This window comes from Paracoccus litorisediminis (assembly GCF_009711205.1).
GTDB lineage: Bacteria > Pseudomonadota > Alphaproteobacteria > Rhodobacterales > Rhodobacteraceae > Paracoccus > Paracoccus litorisediminis.
In genome coordinates, this window is sequence record NZ_WMIG01000017.1 from 1 (window position 1) to 19,891 (window position 19,891).

18 protein-coding genes and 1 pseudogene are annotated in these 19,891 nt (G+C 60.6%); 7 read left to right on the forward strand and 12 right to left on the reverse strand.

All coding sequences use genetic code 11. The features are described from left to right. Positions 1-598 precede the first annotated feature (598 nt). The 3 genes and pseudogenes from GL300_RS20060 to GL300_RS27490 form a co-directional block, all read left to right on the forward strand. Entirely contained in the window at positions 599-1,021 is a 423-nt protein-coding gene (locus GL300_RS20060) for a glyoxalase superfamily protein (RefSeq protein WP_155041478.1), read from the forward strand. A gap of 1,307 nt (positions 1,022-2,328) precedes the next feature. After that, positions 2,329-2,835 (forward strand): hypothetical protein, encoded by a 507-nt coding sequence (locus GL300_RS20065; protein ID WP_155041479.1) that lies wholly within the window; start codon positions 2,329-2,331, stop codon positions 2,833-2,835. A gap of 211 nt (positions 2,836-3,046) precedes the next feature. Further along, a pseudogene (locus tag GL300_RS27490) lies at positions 3,047-3,115 on the forward strand (DUF6680 family protein); the annotation flags it as partial. 94 nt (positions 3,116-3,209) lie between these two features. Here GL300_RS27490 and GL300_RS20070 read toward each other — a convergent pair. From GL300_RS20070 to GL300_RS20095, 6 genes are all read right to left on the reverse strand, one after another. Continuing rightward, positions 3,210-3,677 carry a P-loop NTPase family protein gene (locus GL300_RS20070; RefSeq protein ID WP_155041480.1) on the reverse strand — a complete coding sequence of 156 codons (468 nt, stop codon included), beginning with the start codon at positions 3,675-3,677 and terminating at the stop codon, positions 3,210-3,212. Positions 3,678-4,084: 407 nt separating this feature from the next. Next, positions 4,085-4,783, reverse strand: coding sequence for an aspartate racemase/maleate isomerase family protein (locus GL300_RS20075; RefSeq protein ID WP_155041481.1), 699 nt, complete (start codon positions 4,781-4,783; stop codon positions 4,085-4,087). Between the two features lie 4 nt (positions 4,784-4,787). Beyond that, on the reverse strand, positions 4,788-5,885 hold the full coding sequence (locus GL300_RS20080; protein WP_155041482.1) for an ABC transporter ATP-binding protein: 1,098 nt from the start codon (positions 5,883-5,885) through the stop codon (positions 4,788-4,790). A 7-nt stretch (positions 5,886-5,892) separates the two neighbouring features. Further along, a complete protein-coding gene (locus GL300_RS20085; protein ID WP_155041483.1) occupies positions 5,893-6,957 on the reverse strand; it encodes an extracellular solute-binding protein in 1,065 nt (354 codons plus the stop codon). A 30-nt stretch (positions 6,958-6,987) separates the two neighbouring features. Continuing rightward, positions 6,988-7,782, reverse strand: coding sequence for an ABC transporter permease (locus tag GL300_RS20090; RefSeq protein WP_170297744.1), 795 nt, complete (start codon positions 7,780-7,782; stop codon positions 6,988-6,990). After that, the gene (locus GL300_RS20095) at positions 7,779-8,729 is read right to left on the reverse strand and encodes an ABC transporter permease (RefSeq protein WP_155041485.1); all 951 of its coding nucleotides are present in this window, start codon (positions 8,727-8,729) and stop codon (positions 7,779-7,781) included. Before GL300_RS20095 ends, GL300_RS20090 begins: the two co-directional genes overlap by 4 nt. 139 nt (positions 8,730-8,868) lie before the next feature. Between GL300_RS20095 and GL300_RS20100 the strand changes: the two genes are divergently transcribed. Continuing rightward, on the forward strand, positions 8,869-9,804 hold the full coding sequence (locus tag GL300_RS20100) for a LysR family transcriptional regulator (protein ID WP_155041486.1): 936 nt from the start codon (positions 8,869-8,871) through the stop codon (positions 9,802-9,804). 305 nt (positions 9,805-10,109) lie between these two features. On the opposite strand, the gene GL300_RS20105 is transcribed toward GL300_RS20100, so the two are convergent. The 6 genes from GL300_RS20105 to GL300_RS20130 form a co-directional block, all read right to left on the reverse strand. After that, complete coding sequence (locus tag GL300_RS20105; protein ID WP_155041487.1) at positions 10,110-12,059, reverse strand: DUF3604 domain-containing protein; 1,950 nt, start codon at positions 12,057-12,059, stop codon at positions 10,110-10,112. Between the two features lie 33 nt (positions 12,060-12,092). Further along, entirely contained in the window at positions 12,093-13,079 is a 987-nt protein-coding gene (locus tag GL300_RS20110) for a HupE/UreJ family protein (protein WP_155041488.1), read from the reverse strand. Beyond that, positions 13,079-13,966, reverse strand: a complete 888-nt coding sequence (locus tag GL300_RS20115; protein WP_155041489.1) for a peptidyl-prolyl cis-trans isomerase — start codon at positions 13,964-13,966, stop codon at positions 13,079-13,081. The genes GL300_RS20110 and GL300_RS20115 overlap by 1 nt, the downstream gene beginning before the upstream one ends. A 40-nt stretch (positions 13,967-14,006) precedes the next feature. Beyond that, positions 14,007-14,738 carry an outer membrane beta-barrel protein gene (locus GL300_RS20120; RefSeq protein WP_170297745.1) on the reverse strand — a complete coding sequence of 244 codons (732 nt, stop codon included), beginning with the start codon at positions 14,736-14,738 and terminating at the stop codon, positions 14,007-14,009. An 84-nt stretch (positions 14,739-14,822) separates the two neighbouring features. Beyond that, on the reverse strand, positions 14,823-15,182 hold the full coding sequence (locus GL300_RS20125; protein WP_155041491.1) for a hypothetical protein: 360 nt from the start codon (positions 15,180-15,182) through the stop codon (positions 14,823-14,825). A gap of 257 nt (positions 15,183-15,439) precedes the next feature. Continuing rightward, positions 15,440-16,102, reverse strand: a complete 663-nt coding sequence (locus GL300_RS20130; protein ID WP_425495928.1) for a formate/nitrite transporter family protein — start codon at positions 16,100-16,102, stop codon at positions 15,440-15,442. A 336-nt stretch (positions 16,103-16,438) separates the two neighbouring features. Between GL300_RS20130 and GL300_RS20135 the strand changes: the two genes are divergently transcribed. The 3 genes from GL300_RS20135 to GL300_RS20145 are packed head-to-tail and all read left to right on the forward strand — an operon-like array spanning position 16,439 to position 19,890. After that, positions 16,439-17,836, forward strand: coding sequence for a CapA family protein (locus GL300_RS20135; RefSeq protein ID WP_155041493.1), 1,398 nt, complete (start codon positions 16,439-16,441; stop codon positions 17,834-17,836). A 60-nt stretch (positions 17,837-17,896) separates the two neighbouring features. Continuing rightward, on the forward strand, positions 17,897-18,943 hold the full coding sequence (locus GL300_RS20140; RefSeq protein ID WP_155041494.1) for an ABC transporter ATP-binding protein: 1,047 nt from the start codon (positions 17,897-17,899) through the stop codon (positions 18,941-18,943). Next, entirely contained in the window at positions 18,940-19,890 is a 951-nt protein-coding gene (locus GL300_RS20145) for an ABC transporter ATP-binding protein (RefSeq protein ID WP_155041495.1), read from the forward strand. The genes GL300_RS20140 and GL300_RS20145 overlap by 4 nt, the downstream gene beginning before the upstream one ends. Position 19,891: the final 1 nt, after the last annotated feature.

The following is a 19,891-nucleotide window of genomic DNA, read 5'->3' on the forward strand; positions in this document are numbered from 1 at the left end:
TCAGAATGAACGCCTTCTGCGCTTCCGTGAACTTCGATGCCTTCATCGTTTTCAGTTCCTGTCCCAGCCGGGGAAGGTTAGCCGAAAACTCTAGCTTCAAACGGTCCAGTTTCGAGGGGGCAGAGCACGTCCTCATCTCGGACGTGTCAGTATACTTACGGACCGTGCCCTTTGACTATCAAGGGACCGACAACAGAAGACGGGTTAATTCGAGCCCATTCCTGTCGTTCATCTGTTACCCTCACGTTTAGGTATTGTGAGTGAACCAGCCGAAAGCCCATAATTGCATAGCGAACCTCCATCGTTTGGCGTTTCAGCAGATTTTCGCATCATACAGGAGGAATGCAGTGCCTCGGTCGGAGGTTTGGCAGTCTCCCAATCATCAGATCTTTTTTCATTGCGCTCACTGCATGATGGCCACGCACTTGACGAAAACCGCCACGGCCCCATATTCGGGCCTTCGGGTTCAGGCCCCGGCCGCTCACAGGCAAGACGCCCATGGTGAAGTCCTGATTTGCTATCCCCCCATCTGGCATCTGCCGGTTGGCGGCAATGTGAGCCCCGCCTGTTGAGGCATCATGCAAGAATAGGTGAAGACATGGCATTGAACCATGATGTGAAGTCCTTGAAATCGCAGGCCAAGAACCTGCGCGCGGCGCTGGAGCGTGGCGGCAGGCCCATCAGCCATTCCGAGGCGCTGGAGCTGGTCGCCCAAAGCCACGGGCTGCGCGATTGGAATACCGCAAATGCGGTAGCGGCCGAACTCGCACCCTGGAGCTTTGGCGGCACGGTGCGCGGCCGCTACCTTGGCCAGACCTTTACCGGTCGGGTCATCGCGGCGCGTGAACGCGGTCGCGGCTATCATGCGCTGACCATTGATTTCGACAAAGCGGTGGACGTGTCGCGATCCGAGCTTTTCTCGGCCCCGCGAAAGCGGATCAACGCGACGGTGAATGCGGCGGGGGTAAGTCTCAGCAAGACCTCGGACGGCCAGCCGCATTTGGTTCTGGATGCGGTTTGAGCCAGCTTCCACTCAAAGAAAAAGGGTGCCGAGCGGGACCTTTCTCTTTTAGGGCTCTATCCGTCAAGCTCTGCATGACCTTCTTGGCCTCTCAGTTTGAGAGGCCATTCTTTATGGTTATCAGCGATGGTTGAGCCCTTAGCCGACGCTCACGCGGGGCGTAGCATCTTGGTTAGCTGTTGTAGCGAGATAGAGTAAATGCGGTCGCCGGTGTCTGCCTACTGTTTGGTCAAACCAATCACTCCTGTCGGAACGTCAATTGTTGTACCGTTCCATCACACCGTCACATATTTCCAAGAAGCGGTTTTTCGTATTCATTATCGTAATCGCCTCATTTTGCGTTATACTAAAAATACGCTCCTGATCTCGGATGGTAATATAGATAGAATAAGTCATTATGTCGGCAATTGGGCTATCTGGTCTAGATAATATAAAATTAGTTCTGCAGTGGGAGTTGTCGCCGTAAATAGCAACTGCGCTGAAAGTAGATTTGCGTGGCTTTCCTTTTACATTATTGTAAGCTACCACGCTATTCACTTGGCAGATAAGATCACTCCCTCTGCGCACACACGCATTTCTTGTATGTTTTAAGAGATCGCGAGCCTGCGCGGCGGCCCCGATGTCATTCTCCACTCGGTTCAGAGTGTAGCTCGCCATGTGAATATCGCGGACAGCCGATCGGTTCTCCCGAGGAGATATATGTGTCGCTCTGGGGCCACCGCAAGCTGACAAAAACAGAGTAAACAGGAGCAATGCTGGCGTAAAAAAGTTACGATCTTTGGTGCTCTTGCACGATGGATGGCCAGACGAGATTTTTGCAATCACAGGCAAATCTAAGTCCATCAAATGAAACGCGCAAAGGTGGGCATGAATTTTCCGATAGAGAATCTTTCATCTGCAGCACTCGAACCATAAATAACCGAGCGTAGTCACGCTAGGGTATTTTTATAGCTACCGACATCCTGGCCCAGTGCATGATGAACATCATGTCTTGTTTATTTGGCAAAGGTTGCCGAATTATTGCACTGCTCGGTGCGGGAAGAAAGTCTCCCCGCTTGAGTGTCCGTTTTGTCCGCAATGTCGACGCTTTGATCGCCAGAATGGCAAGTCTTGATCGCTGAGGAATAAACTGAGGGAAAACGGGCGGGCAGTCTCAAAAAGTCTAATGGTGTCAAGGGACGTTGCTCGGACGGGGAGTCCGCCTTTCCAGAGATCGCCGTATCATCTCCGCCACGCAATAATGCTTGCTCAGTTAACGAGCCGAGCGACATGCTATCTTCGATCCGACTTTGAGCGAAGGTATTGCTATGATTGCGAGATACTTTCCTGCCGTTGTCCTAACCCTGACTGTGTTAAGTGCTCCAGCCATCGCTGGTTTCAAGACATGGACAGCAGAAGTTGAGGACGATCCGTTCAGTGGAAATAGCCAGGTCACTGTGGAGTATGCCATGTCAGTCCGTTCAGGTGTCCTCGTCATGTGTAGCGGGTTAAGTATGCATATCAAAGTGGTACCCGGGTACGAGTATACTGGCAAACAGCCCATGCAGGGCGAGTTGAAGATTGCCGTCGATGGGAGCGTTCTAGAATTTACCGATGATCCAGTTCTCTCGGCGGGTTCGGTGGGCCAAAACCTCAATGCGATAGAGGCGGTATTCGACTTCGAAAATGCTCGCCTAGTTGCAAAAGCTTTTTCCGGTGCCAAGAAGCAGATCGCTATCAAGGATACGATGTCGGATCAGCCGATTTTGCTGAAGGCCACAGGGAGCACGGTGGCATTCAATTCAATGCTCAGCAAGTGTTTGAAGGACGGTTGAACTCGGCCGCCATCAATCCTGTTTGAACATAGGCAGGGCTCGCCTAACTTGCTCTGAAGTCTGGGAAACGCCGTGAGGGACTACGCCGCTGGACTTTACGATCAAGGTCACAGGCCTCGCTATAGTGTTTGCCACCCTCGTCGGCCCAGTGCTTGCGGTGCAGGCCCAAAAATGGCTTGAGGCTGGACGCGAGAAGTAAGAGCGTCGCCGTGCCATCTTTCGTACCTTGATGGCAACAAGAGCATCTTCGCTGTCTCCACAGCACGTTGAAGCACTGAATGCGGTTCCGACATTTATGTCGCGCCTTTCGCGTGACACCGCGGCCCACCAGGTTGGACGTTGGTGGGGAGCTGATGCCCCCACCAAGTTTTCAGTTACTCGCGCTCCTTTGCCTTGCTATGAGTTCGACCGGCAAGTTCGATCACGTAGTGGACCAAAAACGCTTCAATCAATGACAGCGCATACTCGCTGTCGATCGGCAGCATGTCTACACTCAGATGGTGGTGGTCGACATACTCTGCAGCGTCCCAAAGAGCCCGCGTCTCTTCGGGATTATCAGATTCCATACTGCGAATTACACTCTCAAAGGTAGAATTTGCTAAGGCGATAGCTTCCCTTCGATATGCCGCATCAAACGGAAGGGACTTGATGAGATAGCCGGACATGATCCTCGCCGGGCGTTTGGGCTTTTGAGCTTCATAGTCTCGGATCAACAAGCCCCAACTTGCATATCCTTCCTGCTTGGCTATGAGAGCACGCGCCTGATTCAATGGCATGCCTTCTTCTCCGCGCAGAAGTTTAGCTTTCCGCTTCAACTCATTGGTGGGAGCAGATAGGTTCACTTGAGTTTCGCCTATTGCGAGCAGTATTTCACAATCCCTCCTTATGTGAGCGCTCGAACAGAAAAAGCTCTATGTCAGACCCTGCATGCTGAATACTTTCCCTTTGGAGGGGGGAGGCTGGGGCGTCAGCCCGAAACAGATCGTAGCTGCGGGCAGTTCGGCCTTCAAGTAGTTTCGGTATGTAAGGCTATGCTTTTGCAACTGCGAACGCGGCTTCGTCCGCATTTCTACTGCGGCCGAGAGTCTCTCGCTGCGCGATGATTGTCCGGCCGCTTCGGTGAATGCTGCAGCGCCGCATAGTGGCGAGCCGAAAGGCTGGAATGGGCCGGAGCCAGTCATCAAAAGCCGCAGCCAGAGGTGCCTTGCCGGTGCTTTGGGCCGCCTGCCGACGACGATCTCATACACAGCTATGATCGAATGAAGATAGATTTGTTCTCCAGAATACCAAACAGTGTTTGCATCCCGATTGAGGCAGAATCGAAGACCAGAGCCACGCTACCTGCCGTCGTGCTGAGGGAGTAGCCCTCAATATTGGTGCTCCAGATCAGTCGCGCCTGCACGTCAGCAGATCCATCCATCTGTCGCAAATCTAATAGCAGCCGGTCCGAGGGCACGCGCGCCGCATCAAAGTTCTCGCGGATCGCGAGGGAATGCGAAACCGCGACTTCAATGCCCTCGCGGGCGAAGTTCGCGGCGATCCGGTCGGTTTCGGCGCAGTCGCCTTGCGCAAGCAATGCGATGCGTGTCACGCCGTGGCGCTTCAGCGTGTCGAGCGTCGCCAGCGCCGTCGTTGTCACCGGCACGCCGGTCAGGTCCTGCAATTCGGCACAAAGCCTGCGGTCGGGGTCGAAGCCCAGAAGCGCGCCGCGGGTGGCGTTCCAGCAGATCCCTTCGACCCGCGCTTCGGCCAACATGCGCGCGGCAGCGCGGAAGACCGACATATCGTAGCCATCGGCGGGGTGACCGGCATAGGGCACGCGGGCGAAGCACAGATCGATATCGTCGCGCCCTGCGATCATGCGATGGGCGACGCGCTCGACCACTCGGTTGGAAGACGGCAGGATCAAGCCGATGGCGCGGCGGGGAGGGGCAAGGTCGGTCGTCATCGGCTCAGCCCTGCACCACCAGCGTGCGTGCAGCCGGCCAGCTCGCGGTCCACCGCGTGCCGATCTGGGGCATCTCGACCAGCTGGCCGGTCGGGATCGCCGCGACGATCTCGCCGCCCTGATGTTGCAGCCAGACCGACAGCGCCTGCCCGCGGAACGCGGTGCGCGCGACGGTCCCGGTGACGTGGTTCGGCTGGGGCATGCTCTCGCCCATCTGCATCACGATGCTTTCGGGGCGGATGGCGATGGTCGCCTTGGTGCCCTTTGGCAGATCGGGGGCGACCGTGCTGAGGCAGATCACTCCCGCCGCTTGCAGCGCCAGCCCCTCGGCCGAACCGCCCGTCACCGTGACCGGCAGAAGGTTGGTCACCCCCATGAAATCGGCCACGAACTGGGTGGCGGGGCGGTGATAGATCTCTTGCGCCGGGGCGACCTGCCGGAGGCGCCCGCCCTCCATCACCGCCACGCGATCGGCGAGGATCAGGGCTTCCTCCTGATCATGGGTGACGATGATCGTGGTCAGTCCCAGTTCGGCGCAGAGCGCACGCAGTTCGACCTGCATCTCTTCGCGCAGCTTGCGGTCGAGCGCGCCGAAGGGTTCGTCGAGCAGCAGCACGCGCGGCTGATAGACGATGGCGCGGGCCAAAGCTGTGCGCTGGCGCTGGCCGCCGGACAGTTGCGCGGGCATGCGGGCTTCAAAACCCGCCAGACGGACCTTGCGCAGGGCCTCGTCAGCACGGGCGGCGATTTCAGCCTTGGGCACACCGCGCATCTCCAGCCCGAAGGCCACGTTTTCGCGCACGGTCAGATGCGGGAACAGCGCGTAGTCCTGGAACAACATGCCGAGGTTGCGCTTATGGACCGGCAGACCAATCACCGACCGACCATCGATGATGACGTCGCCCTCGGTCGGCTCAATCAGGCCGGCGATCATCCGCAGGGTCGTGGTCTTGCCGCAGCCCGAGGGTCCGAGAAGGGCGAGGATCTCGCCCCCCTTGATCGTCAGATCGACGCTTTGGACGACGCGGTTGTCGCCGTAGCTGCGCCCCAGTCCGGTCAGGCGCACTTCCGCGCCGCGGGACTGATTGGTGATCGGTGCCATGCTGCCCTCAGACCGCGAAGATGCCGTTCATCCGCTCGGTCCAGGCCGAGCGGCGGGTGTTGATGAAATTCCAATCCGGGTTGAACAGACCGCGGCTGTCCATTTGGGTTTCGGGATAGGCGATGTATTTCAACGTCGGCTCCTCGAACGCGATCCCCGACACCGGCGGCGCCGTCAGCGCGAATTCCGAGAAGCTCTTTTGGACCTGTGCCTCAAGCATCCGGTTCATGAAGGCCACGGCAAGATCGCGGTTCGGGCCGCCTTTGACCAGCACCTGACAGTTATTGCCGCCGAAGCTGCCCTCGGCCGGGAAGGCCATGGTGATCGGCGCACCCTTGGCGGCATAGGGATAGACGTATTTAGACAGCTCCATCAGACCGATGTCGGCCTGCCCCTGCGCGACCTCGTTCGCGGCCTGCGGACCATTGTCGAAGAGGTTCATGATATTGGGCTTCAGCGCCTCGACCTGATCGAAGCTGTCATCGATCAGGTATTGCGCTTCCGCGAAGGGCTTGCCCGATTTCACCGCCGCCGCGACAATCAGGAAGAAGACCGACGGCGTGTTTTTCGGGCTGACCAGCTTCAGCTTGCCGCGATAGGCGTCGCCCCAAAGCTCGGCATAGGTTTTCGGCGCTTCGATGCTGGTGTTGTGAAAGAGCCCCGCGACCGAGATCGCGACACCGGTGCCCCAGCCGTCATAGGCGAAACGCGGCATCAGATGCGCAGCAGCGGGCATGTCGACCACCGGCAGTTCCTCGATCAGCCCTTCGGCGCGGCAGGTGGGGATCGCCACATCGTCGATGAACATGACCGAGAATTTTGGGTTCGCCTTGGTGGCCTGCATCTTGCCGACATTGGCGAGGGTGAAGCCTTCCTCGGCGATGACGGTACAGCCGAAATCGGCCTCGAACTGCGGGATGATGTTCTTGCGCACGAACTCGCCCTGCGAGCCGCCCCAGATCCCGATCTGGATTTCCTTGCCCTGCGCCCAGGCGCCTTTGGACAGGATCATCGGGGCAGCAAGGGTGGAAAGCGAGAGGGCGGCGAAGCGGCGACGGGACAGAAGGGTCATGTCGGAACCTTTCGGATGACGGGTTGAGGATCAGGAAATCAGGCGGGCGAGGCTGATGCCGAAGGCCTTCTCGATCATCAGCACGAGGAGGAGGGCGAAGAAGATCATCAGCGCGGCCATGGCGGCGATGGAGGGATCAAAGGAGCGTTCGATCATCGAATGCAGAAACAGCGGCACCGGGAAGTTGCGGCCATCGGCCAGCCACATCGAGATCGGGTAGTCGTCGAACGAGACGATGAAAGCGAAGATGCCACCGGCGCAGATCCCGGGTCGCACCTGCGGCCAGACCACCCGGCGCGCCACAGTAAGGGGCGAGGCACCCATGACCGAGGCCGCATCCTCCAGCGAGCGGTTCACCAACACGAAGCTGCCCGAGACGGTGCGGATCACGTAAGGTAGGCAAACGACGGTGTGACCGATGACCAGTTGCGCGAAGGTGGCGCGAGAGCCGAGCATCGCGAAGGTTTGCAAGAGCGCAACCCCGATCACGATCAGCGGCACGATCAGCGGCGACAGGATCAGGCCGAGGATCAACCCTTGCCCCGGCAGGTCGTAACGCACCAGACCGGCGGCGCAGGGAACCCCGAGGATCAGCGAGATTAGGGTGACGACGCCGGCGAGCTTCAGCGAGAACAGGAAGGTTCCCTGCGCCTCGGCATCAGTCAGTACCTTGCCATACCACTCGGTCGTGAAGCCCTGCGGCGGGAAGGTGATGAAGGGCGTGTCCGAGACCGACATCAGCACCGGCACCACCAGCGGGGCGACGACCAGCGCCAGCAAGACCCAGACGCAGATTTTCAGGACGGGGCTGATGTCGTCGTTCATTTCGACCCTCCGGTCCATTTGGCGAAGCGGCGGTTGACCAGCCGCAGGAAGACGATGTTCGACCCCAGCACCAGAATGATCAGCAAGGTCGAGATGGCGGCACCGAAAGGCCAGTCGTTCAGCGTAAGGATCTGCTGCTCGATCAGTGTGCCCAAAAGCGGCGAGAAGTTTCCGCCAAGGATTTGCGGGGTGACGTAGGCGGCGGCGGCCAGCGAGAAGACCAGCGAACTGCCGACTGCGAGGCCCGGAAGACTAAGCGGCAGGATGACCCGGACAAACACCCGGAACCGCGACGCCCCGGCGACGCGGGCGGCTTCTTCGACCGACCGCTCGATCCGCCTGATGGCCGATGCCAGCGGCATCACCATGAACGGCAGGTAGACATGGACACAGGCGATCAGCACCGCCCATTCGGTGTAAAGAAGCGAAGGCGTACCGGTGATGCCAACCTGTTTCAGAGCCCAGGCCAAGGCCCCGGTCTTGTTCAGGATCGTCTGCCAGCCATAGGAGCGCACGACCACATTCACCAGCAGTGGCGCGAGGATGGTCAGAGTCACGATCCGCGCCAGACCGGGCTTGCCGCGGGCGATGGCGATGGCCAGCGGATAGGCGAGCAACGCAGCCACGAGGCAGGTCAGCGCCGCCACCCGCGCCGTGCGCGCGAGGATGCGCAGATAAAGGTCGGTCTGGAACAGCCGCAGGTAGTTATCGGCAGTCAGCCCCGGCACCGTCACCCCCTCGACCACCTTGGCCGAGACGCTAAGCCAGACCATCGACAGCACCGGCCAGGCGAACCAGACCATAAGGAACAGGATCGTCGGCGCGACCATCAGCCAGCCGACATGCTGGCCGCTCTGGAGCGGCGAGGCGGCGCTTTTCGCCGCAAGGGGCGCAAGGGCGCCCGGCGCTTCGGCGATGGCCGAAGGCGTTGCGATCAGTCCGGTCATTGGGTGTGTCCGAGGTGATCCGCGTCCGGCTTTGGCCCGTCGCGGCGTGGTATCTGACCCGACATTCCCGCAAGAACCCGTTGCCGTCCATCTCAGTTTAAGCAAAGTTTCATTCTAGAAATTAGAACGGATTTTCCCGATGCGCGGATCGCTTCTGCCTGCCGCCTTGCGTTATGCCGATCAGGTCGCCCGCTCCGGTTCCGTCCAGCGCGCGTCGAAGGAGTTGAACGTCGCCGCCTCTGCCGTCATCCGCCAGATCGCGCTTCTGGAGGAAAACATCGGCACCGCGCTCTTCGAACGCGTCCCGCGCGGCATGCGCCTGACACCCGCAGGCGATGCGCTGATCGCGCTTGTGCGGCGCTGGAAGGCCGATGAACGCCGGGTTGTCGCGGAAGTCCAGCAGTTGCAGGGCGTCAATCAGGGCCATGTGCGGCTGGCGGTGATGGACAGCCATGTGAACGGTTTCCTGCCCAGCTTCATCGCCGATCTGGCGGTCAGCCATCCGCGCATCTCGCTAGATGTCACCGTCGCGAGCCCCGACGACGTGATTCAGTCGCTCGCCGTCGGCCAGGCCGATCTGGCAGCCGTCTTCAACCTGCCCCCCCGCCGCGACCTGCATATCCTGTGGAGCGCCGAACTGCCTTTCGGCTGCGTCGTCGCCCCCGGCCACGACCTCGCTCGCCGCGGCACCACCAGTCTGCAGGAAGCCGTCGCCTATCCGATCGTGCTGCAAAGCCGGGCGCTGGTGATCCGCCGCTTCCTCGATGCGCATTACAACTGGGCGCTTGAGGGCAGCCGCAAGCTGGTCGAGACCAACTCGCTGCAACTCGTCAAGCAACTGGCCCGCAGCGGGCGGTATATCGCCTTTACCTCGGAGCTTGACGCGGCACCTGAACTGGAAGCGGGTGAATTGATCTTCCTGCCCGTCCGCGACAAGGCAGCAGAACCGCAAAGCGTCAGCGTGGCGATCAATGCCAGCGCGCCGTTCTCGCGCGTCACGCGCATCGTCGCGGACGGCTTGACCGCTCGCGTGCAGCGGGCTCTTGAGGATGCGCGCGCGGCTGGCACCCGCTGAGGACCCGAGCCCGGCCCACCGCACGGAGGTTTTGCACATCCTCTGCCCCGCTACCCTGCGCCGCAGCGACCTACCGCGATCAGAATACGGGCTGAGCCCTCATCGGCTGGCAGGTTAAAAGACATGCGGTCTTGCCGAGCGCCTAAAGGGTAAGGGGATGTAGCACGATATCGGACAGCGCCGAGTTCTTGTTGGGCAGGGCATCGGCCCGCCCGTAAAGCCGGAACAGCAGTTGGAACGCCCGGCTCTGTGGGCAGCCCAGTTCGCCTGATCACCTCCATAAGTGAAGGTTTCTTTCATAGGCCTCATCGGGACGGGATATACCAGATTGGCGAGGTGAATGCCCTTTCGGTGATGGTCATGCGCACGTCCTGACCGGGTGTCAGGCCGTAAAATTTCGCATCACGGGCTGTCCAGCGCGGTGTCGGGATTTCGATGACGCGGGCGTAGTAAAAGGCCTTCAGCGCCGGATCGAAATCGGGATCTGTCCAGACGGCGATCAACTCGGGATCTCCGATCGTATTGGTATAGCTGGCATCCGCGATATCGACGGTGGTGCCGACCGAGGGAAGCTTGCCCGCGGCATCGGGCTTGCGCGTTGTGGCGTCGCCCCAAGCCACGTCATGGACGCTTTCCTGTGCATTCCCCTCGGCATCGATCCAGCCCTTGATGATCTGGACCCGATCCAGATTGGCGCCGATCGGGTCCTTCAGCGCCGCGACGAGGAAGCTGGGGGACTTGCCAGCGGGTGCGTTTACCAGATCGCCGCCCATCGGCACGCCCTTGCTGTAGCCTACCTGAGCCGGGCGGCGGGTTTCGGCATCTCCGGGACCAAAGTCCCAGCCGCCAAAGAACCGCACCGTGATCCGCGTGCCGGTGGTGGCATAGGTTTCCTTGCGCTCCATTGCGTCGAAGATGGAGACGCGCGTGTTATCGACCGCCCAGACCCCGGCCAATCCCGCCGCGCCTACCTCCCATTCACTGACCGTGCCGATGTCGGTCTTGACGAAAGGTTTGGCAATGCGCTCGGGGCTCGGCTCCATCGAGACGGTCTTGCCAAAGAAATTGTCCTCTTCGAAGGACGAGAACCCAAGGTGGCTGTCGGTCGATCCCACCAGACCGAACTTGTAGGGGTTGGTGCCGAATTGGGTCTCGAGCTTCATTCCATTCAGCAGTGCCATGCGGGTGTATTCGTGCTGAAGCATCTCGGGTTTCTTGGCCACCGTCATGGTCAGGTTGCCCTTGTCCCAGATCTCGAAATCCGCGAACTCGTCGTTCGGCGACAGATTGGGGTGTGTCTCGCCCGTACCCTTGGTCTGGGTCACCTCATAGAGCTTCTCCCATCTGGCGCGCTCGGCGACATAATCGGCGTCAACGGGCTTGCCGAACTGCTCGATGGTGGGAAACATCAACCCGTTGGACAGATTGCCGTTATGCGCGATCGCAAGCACATGCCCGCCGGTCTTCTGCTCATAGGCGCCCATCCATTTCCACAGGTCGACCGGGTCCTGACTGCCATGCGGCGGCAGCGTGACCATAGGGTCCATCTGCACCGCAAGATCGCCGCCATCGCGGTAAATCACGTTGCGATGCAGATTGTCGCCCGTGCCGACCTGTGAGGTCCATTCATAGGCGATCAGCGCGGTGAACTTGCCGGGATCGTTGGCTTCCTCGGCGGCAGCGATGATGTCCTTCCAAGTGTCCTGATACAGTTTCGTGCCGGGCTGCGACATGATCTCGATGGGAAAGCTGCCATTCGAGAACGCGGTGATGATCTGGATGGCGGCCTCGGCCCCCTTGCCGGACTGCATCAGATCATACCAGCCCTTTGCCTGCGCATTGGCGAGGATGTCGGGATTGCCTGCGGCGAACTCGTTGAAAAAGCCCATATTGTCGGAATGGTCGGTGACGGCGGTGAAATCCAGTGGCCGCGAGATGCGGACGGGTTGGCCGGTATTCGACACGATCTCCTGGCCCTTGGCGAAGCGATAGGCGTCACGGGGGCCAAGGCGTGCCCCGAATGTGCCTGCATCGAAAGACAGGGTCGTATGCAGATGGGTTTCGCCAAAAAGCGGGCGGTCGGGAAAGTTGCGTCCGGCATTGGGGGAGTATGGCGGTGCCTTGTTCAGGGTGGTGAGCGCTGCGGGATCATGGCCATGCGGATCAGCGATATCCTGCTGTGCCAAGGCAGGCGTCGCGGAAGGGCTGGCAGCGATCGCGGCAAGGACGATTGTCTTTAGTCTGTCCGGTTTCATCTTCGCCTCCTTGCATGGGATTGTCGGATGGGGTCAGGCTGTCATCAGTCGCTCCAAGGTCCAGAACGCGGCGACAGCGCCGATGGCATAGGCCGGAATCTGCCCGAGCCATTTCGGTGGCGCAGGAAATACGGGTCGCCGCAGCAGCCAGAACAGCCCGAGGGTCACTGAGACAAAGGTCAGTTGTCCCGCCTCGACGCCCAGATTGAAGGCCAGAAGTGCTGCTGGAACATCGCCTTGCGGCAGGCCGATCTCGCGCAGCGCACCGGCAAATCCCAGCCCGTGCAGCAGGCCAAAGACAAAGGCCACAATCCAAGGCGCGCGCGCGGTCGACCCCGGTCGCCCCTGCCGCATCAGCAGCAATTCGCGGGCGAGAAACACGATGCTCAGCGCAATCACCGTCTCGACCGGGACCTGCGAGACCCGCACCACCCCCAAGCTTGACAGGGCTAGCGTGATGCTATGGGCCAGCGTGAAGGCGGTGATCGTCTTGACCAGCTGCCAGTTCGCACCAACGATCAGGGTCAGGGCCAGCACGAACAGCAGGTGGTCGGTTCCCGACAGGATATGGTCAAAGCCCAGCACGGCATATTCCGCCCCCACCGACAGCGCGCTGCGTGGTCCCCTGACCATCATCACCGCCGAGGACGGGCGCAGCAGATCTGTCTGGGTGGTGCCATCGGCTAAATCTATACGGGCGATGACCTCGGCGCTGGTCTCGGGGAGGCGGGCGATCGCGATCTGTCGCCCGATCAGCCCGGCCTTGCCGCAGTCCAAGAGCATCCGCTGGACCGAGGCACCGGGGACCTGATACTCGTGCTTGGTTGCGGCACTGCAGCCCTCGGGCCAATCGATGGCAAAGCCGATCACATAGTCGCCGCGCATCGGGCGCTTCCACAAAACGTCATACTGTCCCAGACCGAATTCGCGAATATCCAGATAGGCCGGGCGGGATTCATGCGCCGCCAGCGGCTGGGACAGGCCAAGCAGCACAAATATTGCGACAAGCAGCCCGCGCATCACGAGCCGCCCCCGCCTGCTTGAACGGGGGCAGGGGGCGGCAGCACCACCTCGTAACGGGCCAGCAGCTGGCGATAGACCGCCTCATTGGCCGCGCGGCGCTGGTCATAGCGCCAGTCTTCCTCGACCCGCTGTCTGACCTTCTCGAACGGCAGGACGGCGCGCGGAGCCCTGTCTGAAACCCAGATCAGATGCAGGCCGTATCCCGAAGCGATCGGACCGGCCCAGCTTCCGGGCGGGGCCTGCAACACGGACGCGGTGAAGTCCGGGCCGAACATGGCGGCTACCTCGGCATCGTCGATCATGTCGAAACTGGTGGGCAGAGATGTGGCATCGCCAAGCGTATCGGCTGCTTGCGGCCCCGTTGCCCCTTGCAGCGCGGCAAGCGCCCTGGCCGCCGCCGTTTCCGCAGGCAGACCCGGTCGCTCAAGATCGAAACGGATCTGGCTGAAGCTCAGCCGGGCCGGTTCGGTGTAGCGGTCGGTCCGCGCGTCGTAATAGGCGCGCAGCACCGCTTGATCCGGGTTCGCGTCATAGGCCAGATCCTGAGTCAGGAATTCGTATTTCTGGCGGAGGTGGCGACGGACCACCACGTCGTCGCGGTCCAGCCCCAAGGCCAATGCCTCCTGATACAGCACCTGTTCCCTGACCGCCTCGCGGATCAGCCCGTCCATTTCGGCGGCGGTCGGCGGGCGCTGCCATCGCTGCGCCCAAGCGGCCGCCATCCTTTCAACCTCGTTTCCGGTTATGACGATCCGATGATCCTCGGCGGCGGGTTGGGTCGTCTTCGCCTCGCTCAAAAACGCAAAGATCAACCCGCCAAGGATCGCGAAATGCAAAAGCGGCTCACGCAGGAGACGGGCGGGAAGCTTGGGTCGCTTGGCCATTTCATCCTCGCTGGAAGCGGCGTGGAGCGTCGGACTGGGGTCAGAAATTATAGGTCAGCGCCAGAACCGGGCCGCCCATCCCGATCGACATGTCGGGACCGTCGAGTTCCTTGCTGATTTCCATGTGCCGGTAGCCGAACTGGGTCGACCACTTCTCGTCAAAGGCATAGCCGACGCCAGCATAGATCTGCCACGTCTCGTCATCGCCACCCGAGCCACCCCAATCGGCGAAACCGGACAGGAACCAGTTGTCGTTGATGGGCACGGACAGGCGCGCGGCGATCAGCGGATCGGTCCAGCTGCCATTGAAGCTTTGCGAGGCGGCGGGGCGGCGGCCCGGACTCAGTGCTACATCGACATCAACGTCGAAATGGCGAAAACCCGCGCCCAGATCGAGCAGCATCTGCGGATTTTCCACGACGCGGTAAAGCACATAGCCGCTGATCGCAGTCGTCTTTACGTCGACCGTGCCGTCACCGTAAAGCGCAAATGGCGTGTCCTGCGACGATGACAGGTCGGAATAAAGAAGATCACCGATAAAAGCCCAGCGTCCGTACTGCGCCGAAAAGCTGCCCATGAACGCCATGTCCAGATCCGACAGGGCGTCACTGGAGCTTGAATCCGCCTCGACCGTTCCGAACCTTGTGTCCACCGAGGAGGACATGCCCGGAAACCAGCCATAGATCGTCGCCTTGTAGGTCCAGTCTGCGTCCTGCGCCGCAGCGCCATCCGCGCTGATCAGGCCAAGCAGCAGAATTGCAAATTTGGTCATCCTCATCCTCCATCGGCTACCCAGACGCTGGCCCATCTCAAAGTATTGGCATTGCCGGCGCACCAGCAGCCTGACTGATCGGGCCTATGTCCCTGCATCGGTCCGCCGCCTTTGTCTGAAATTGATCGCAAGCCCCGCGGTCAGGACAGCATGCAAGGCTACGGCGGGCCACAGAAGCGGACCTGTTGCCGTCTGCGTCGCCCCAAGCCACGCCAGATAGATCGTGATGAATGCGCCATAGGCCAGCATTCCAAGCGATGCCGGGCCGGGAAGACAGGCCAGGGCCAGCCCTATCAGCGCCATTCCCGTGATGCGGGCAACGACCACGCCCGATCCGGTCACATCGCTGCCGAGCAGATAGGCGCAGACGAGGCCGGGGATGAGCAGCAGCAACAAGCCGGTCACCGCTTCGCCGATGGCGGCAAGGGTCAGAACCCTGTCCATTGATCGGTCCTATACTGCCAAGTCGCCATGCCATCACCAGATATTGGCGCGGGGTAACCGTAACTTGCTGGCAACCGACCCAGCCGGACGGCAAGACCGTCAGTGCCGTTCAGGTCGGCAGTTCTGTCAAAGCCATCATACAGCGCTTTGCCCTTGGCAAACAGTCTGGATCTGCGGTCTTAAGGCCTTCTGAACGGGCTGCGGCGCATGACGGTTTTCGGCTGCTAGTTCGCCCACCGGCTCCGGGCCAATATCGGTCATACGGGTAACTTTCTCACACGAAGCTGCACCGTCCCGTTGCCGATCTGACCAAGCGCCGCCTCGTCCTCATCCGCTCGGGCCTCAAGACGGCTGACCAGTGCAAGTATTGCGGTTCCGCCAACGATATTGCCCAAAGTCACCGGGATTAGGAATGTGAACAGCGCTTCGGGGGCGCGGGCATCAGCCATGAACAACAGGTAAGCTACCTTGATGCTGCCGACGACGACATGCGGGAAGTCCCCGATCGCCACGAGATAGGTCGCAAGGAAAACCAGCGAGAGCTTGGACGCTTCAAGTCCGTGGATCGCCCAGACCATGGTCGCGATCAGCCAGCCAGAGACGATGCCACCAGTGAACATCTGGATGGGGTTCTTTTCCATCAGGGGATGGCTGATCGACAGGAAGGCTTCGTCGGTCTCGGGGCTGAAGAGCGGCATCCAGACAAAGACCGCCGCCGCAATCGCGCCACCGATGATATTGCCCGCCAGAACCGTTCCCCATCGCCGCAGAAGGCGGGCAATATTGCCAATGCTCGGCTGGCGCAGCACCGGGAGGATCGGGGTTACGGTGTTTTCGGTAAAAGCCTGCTGGCCCGCCGCGATCACGAAGATGAAGCCGAATGTGTAACCCACCGCCTCGATCAGGAAACCCAGTTCAATCTAAGGCAAATTGACCTGAAAAATGCCGCGCGCGACCAGCGACAGGCTCATGGCGATGCCTCCGCAAGCGCCCTCACAATTGCGGACTGAGCTTACTTACAATCCGGTGATCTAAGTGAGCTGGGGTGGCGGCTATCCACAAAGATATGCTGATTTGCGATATCTGAAAGATAGCCAGACAATCTAGTGATAGGTCGATCGACCCGGTAGCTTTCTTTATGAAGGCGGCTGAGGCGCCGCCAGACGGAGAGGGTCGACACGAAGTTCGAGACTGACCGATCGAGCTGGTCTTCGTGTGCGATCCGCATCGTATTCCGACAGAAGGGAATGAGAGGAATGACCAAAAAGGGTGAGTGGCGTGTCGCGCTGGCTGGGGAGTGCATGGTTTGTCGTCCCTTCGCCATGCATGACGAACCCGAATTTACGGGCGTCTGGGAGTTGCTGCGGGATGCAGACGTAACCTACGGCCATCTGGAAATGAACTTCGCCGATTACGACGAATTGCAATGGCCCGCGCGAGGGCAGGGCATCGGCAGCTTCATGATGGCGGACCCGACGATTGCAAAGGATCTCAAGTGGGCGGGCTTCGACATCATGTCGACGGCGCATAACCACAGCTTTGACTTCGGGGCCGAAGGGCTGTTGGCGACGAAGCGGCATATGAAAGAGGCAGGGATCGTCACCGCCGGGACGGGCGCGGATCTCGAACTGGCTTCCGAGCCGGGCTATGTCGAGAAGAAGCGCGGTCGGGTCGCCCTTGTCTCGACCTCGTCGGGCAACCAGCACTTCATGTGGGCCGGGCTGGCCAAGGGGGCGCTGAAAGGTAGGCCGGGGGTGAACCCTCAGCGGCTTCAGGTCGAATTTCAGGTCGATCAACAGACCGCAGACAACCTCAAGGCCTTTGCCAGCTCGCTCAATATCACCCGCGCACCGAAGCACGGGCGCGAGGGCTCCTTCGGCTTCCTGATCCCGGGTGCGCAACAATGGGGCGATCCGGAATCCTTCTTCGTCGGAGAAAAAAACGAAATCATCTCGTCCTGCAACAAGCGTGATCTGGCGCGCAACCTGCGCTCGGTTGACGAGGCGAGGTCCATGGCTGATCTTGTCATCGTCGCCCATCACTTCAGCGTCGCAGATGGTCCGCGCCTTGACACACCACCGAGCTTTGTCAAGGAATTCGCCCGCGCCGTGATCGATGGCGGTGCCGATATCTATGTCGGTCATGGCTGGCACAAGACGATGGGCATCGAGATCTACAAGGGCAAACCCATCATCTATGGGATCGGCAATTTCTTCGCCCAGTCCGAGTTCATTCAGCGCGTACCCTATGACAGCTATGATGCCTGGGGCCATGATGTTGATCGGCTTCCGACGCTGACGCCGGCGGCACATCCCCTGCATCCCGGTCTGGACAGTCCAGTGCCGACATGGTGGGGCAGCTGCGTCATCAAGCTCGACATGAAGGACGGTGAGTTGCAGCGCATATATCTTCATCCGGTCGAGATGGGACGGGACTCGACGGCGGACGCTCCGATCCGGCGGCAGACCGGCGAGGCGGATCATCCCTTTACAGAAGGGCGTCCGATGCTGGCCGAGGGCGATGATGCTGTTCGTATCCTTGAGCGGTTCAAGCGCCTGTCGGAACCCTTTGGTACACCGGTCGAGATCCGCGACGGTGTCGGGGTTATCGATCTCGTGCGCAAGGGCACCGGTAAGATAGAGCTCGTCGGCTAAGGCCTGCGTCGAAATGGCTGGGCTCCGGTGGAGGAACCGGGGCCATTGAGGGAGGAGGGAATGGGTTTGAACCTTTCCATCGATACCGCGGTCCCAGCATCGTCGGCTTTTGGGTCGGGTGGAGCTGCTAAGGTTCAGCGGCCCGGGAACCAAGCGCTGCTTGAAGTGCGCGAACTTACAGTGTCCTTCCCGGGAGAGGGAGGCAGCCGCAGCAACGTCGTCTCGGGGCTCAACTACCGGATTGAAGCTGGCGAAACCCTTGGTGTGGTCGGTGAAAGCGGCTGCGGCAAGACCATGACCTCACTGGCGTTGATGGGCCTTGTGCCGACCGCAGGAAACGTGAGTGGTCAGATCATGTTCGGCGGTCGCAATCTTGCAGATCAGAAGGATCGCGAATGGCGTCGCATGAGGGGCCGCGACGCGGCCATGATCTTTCAAGAGCCGATGACCGCAATGAACCCGGTGATGACTGTCGGCCGTCAGATCGCCGAGGTATTGATCCGCCATGAGGGGCTGTCGCGTCGTGACGCGGCAGACCGGTCCGTAGGTCTGCTTGAAGCCGTCGGCATTCCGTCGGCCCGGCGTCGGGCAGACGACTATCCTCATCAGCTCTCGGGAGGCATGAGGCAAAGGGCGATGATCGCCATGGCGCTGGCCTGCAAACCGCGGCTGTTGGTGGCAGACGAACCGACGACAGCTCTGGATGTGACCATTCAGGCGCAAATCCTGGATCTGATCCTGGAGTTGCAGGAAGACACTGGCATGGCGGTCCAGTTCATCACGCATAACCTGGCGGTCGTGTCGGAGCTCGCGCACCATATTCTTGTCATGTATGCGGGGCGTGGCGTGGAATATGCGCCTGCCGAAAAGCTGTTCGAGCGCCCGCTGCACCCCTATACCCGCGGCCTGATCGCGACACTGCCTGACCCCGACCGCAAGGTCGCCAAGCTTCCTGTCATCCCGGGTGGACTCCGTTCGTCTCGGAGTCCGGGCTGTCCGTTTGCGGGCCGTTGTTCGCTTGCCTCGGATATCTGCCGTGCCGCTATTCCCCCCATGATCGAGGTGGAGCCCGGCCATCATGTCGCTTGCCTGAAGGTATCCCAATGAGCAATCCGCTACTGGAAATCGACCGGCTTTCGGTCCACATCCCGATGCGCGGCAAGGGGTTGCTGTCCTCTGGTATCAAGCTTCGTGCGGTCGATGAGGTCTCGCTGACCATGCAGCGCGGAGAAACGCTGGCCATTGTCGGGGAAAGCGGCAGCGGCAAGAGCACGCTGGGCTATGTCGTCGCTGGGCTGCGCCAGCAGACAGGTGGCAGCCTGAAGATCACGCCCTCGCGCCCTCACCAGAACGGGCGCAAGCCGGTGCAGATCATCTTTCAGGACCCGTTTTCAGCCCTCGATCCTCGCATGACCGTCGAGGACATCATCGGCGAACCACTTCGTCTTATGGGACAGGACCGGGGAACACGGCGCGGGCGTGTGCTTGAAGTGCTCGAGCAGGTTGGAATGCCGGCCGAAGCGGCGCAGCGCTATCCGCATCAATTCTCGGGCGGGCAGCGTCAGCGTCTTGCCATCGCACGCGCTCTGATCGGAGATCCGGAGCTGATCGTGGCAGATGAGCCGCTTTCAGCGCTGGACGTCTCGATCCAGTCCAAGATCCTGAACCTGATGAGCGATATCAAGGAACGGCACGGGATCAGCTATTTCTTTATCAGCCACGACTTCGGCGTCGTGCGTCACCTCGCCGATCGTGTCGCGGTGCTATATCTGGGGCGTCTGATGGAGCTTGCCCCGGCAGACGAGATTTTCGCCAATCCAGCACATCCCTACACGCGCGCCTTGATGGATGCCGTTCCGCGCATTGGACGCGGGCGCCGCAAGCGGGGACAGGTGCTCAAGGGTGAGATCCCGACACCCCTGAATCCGCCTTCGGGCTGCGTGTTCCACACCCGCTGTCCGCGCGCCACGGCGATTTGCTCGACCGAACGACCGCTGTTGCTGCCGCTGGTCAGCCGGCCCGCGCAACTCGCTGCCTGCCATCACAAGGAATGAC

Bases quoted from the DNA above. Each gene is read 5' to 3' on its own strand.
- GL300_RS20135 (WP_155041493.1), top strand. From the start codon at position 16,439: ATGACCAAAAAGGGTGAGTGGCGTGTCGCGCTGGCTGGGGAGTGCATG.
- GL300_RS20060 (WP_155041478.1), top strand. From the start codon at position 599: ATGGCATTGAACCATGATGTGAAGTCCTTGAAATCGCAGGCCAAGAAC.
- GL300_RS20100 (WP_155041486.1), top strand. From the start codon at position 8,869: ATGCGCGGATCGCTTCTGCCTGCCGCCTTGCGTTATGCCGATCAGGTC.
- GL300_RS20065 (WP_155041479.1), top strand. From the start codon at position 2,329: ATGATTGCGAGATACTTTCCTGCCGTTGTCCTAACCCTGACTGTGTTA.
- GL300_RS20080 (WP_155041482.1), bottom strand. From the start codon at position 5,885: ATGGCACCGATCACCAATCAGTCCCGCGGCGCGGAAGTGCGCCTGACC.
- GL300_RS20095 (WP_155041485.1), bottom strand. From the start codon at position 8,729: ATGACCGGACTGATCGCAACGCCTTCGGCCATCGCCGAAGCGCCGGGC.
- GL300_RS20120 (WP_170297745.1), bottom strand. From the start codon at position 14,738: ATGACCAAATTTGCAATTCTGCTGCTTGGCCTGATCAGCGCGGATGGC.
- GL300_RS20085 (WP_155041483.1), bottom strand. From the start codon at position 6,957: ATGACCCTTCTGTCCCGTCGCCGCTTCGCCGCCCTCTCGCTTTCCACC.
- GL300_RS20105 (WP_155041487.1), bottom strand. From the start codon at position 12,059: ATGAAACCGGACAGACTAAAGACAATCGTCCTTGCCGCGATCGCTGCC.
- GL300_RS20075 (WP_155041481.1), bottom strand. From the start codon at position 4,783: ATGACGACCGACCTTGCCCCTCCCCGCCGCGCCATCGGCTTGATCCTG.
- GL300_RS20110 (WP_155041488.1), bottom strand. From the start codon at position 13,079: ATGCGCGGGCTGCTTGTCGCAATATTTGTGCTGCTTGGCCTGTCCCAG.
- GL300_RS20125 (WP_155041491.1), bottom strand. From the start codon at position 15,182: ATGGACAGGGTTCTGACCCTTGCCGCCATCGGCGAAGCGGTGACCGGC.
- GL300_RS20140 (WP_155041494.1), top strand. From the start codon at position 17,897: ATGGGTTTGAACCTTTCCATCGATACCGCGGTCCCAGCATCGTCGGCT.
- GL300_RS20145 (WP_155041495.1), top strand. From the start codon at position 18,940: ATGAGCAATCCGCTACTGGAAATCGACCGGCTTTCGGTCCACATCCCG.
- GL300_RS20115 (WP_155041489.1), bottom strand. From the start codon at position 13,966: ATGGCCAAGCGACCCAAGCTTCCCGCCCGTCTCCTGCGTGAGCCGCTT.
- GL300_RS20090 (WP_170297744.1), bottom strand. From the start codon at position 7,782: ATGAACGACGACATCAGCCCCGTCCTGAAAATCTGCGTCTGGGTCTTG.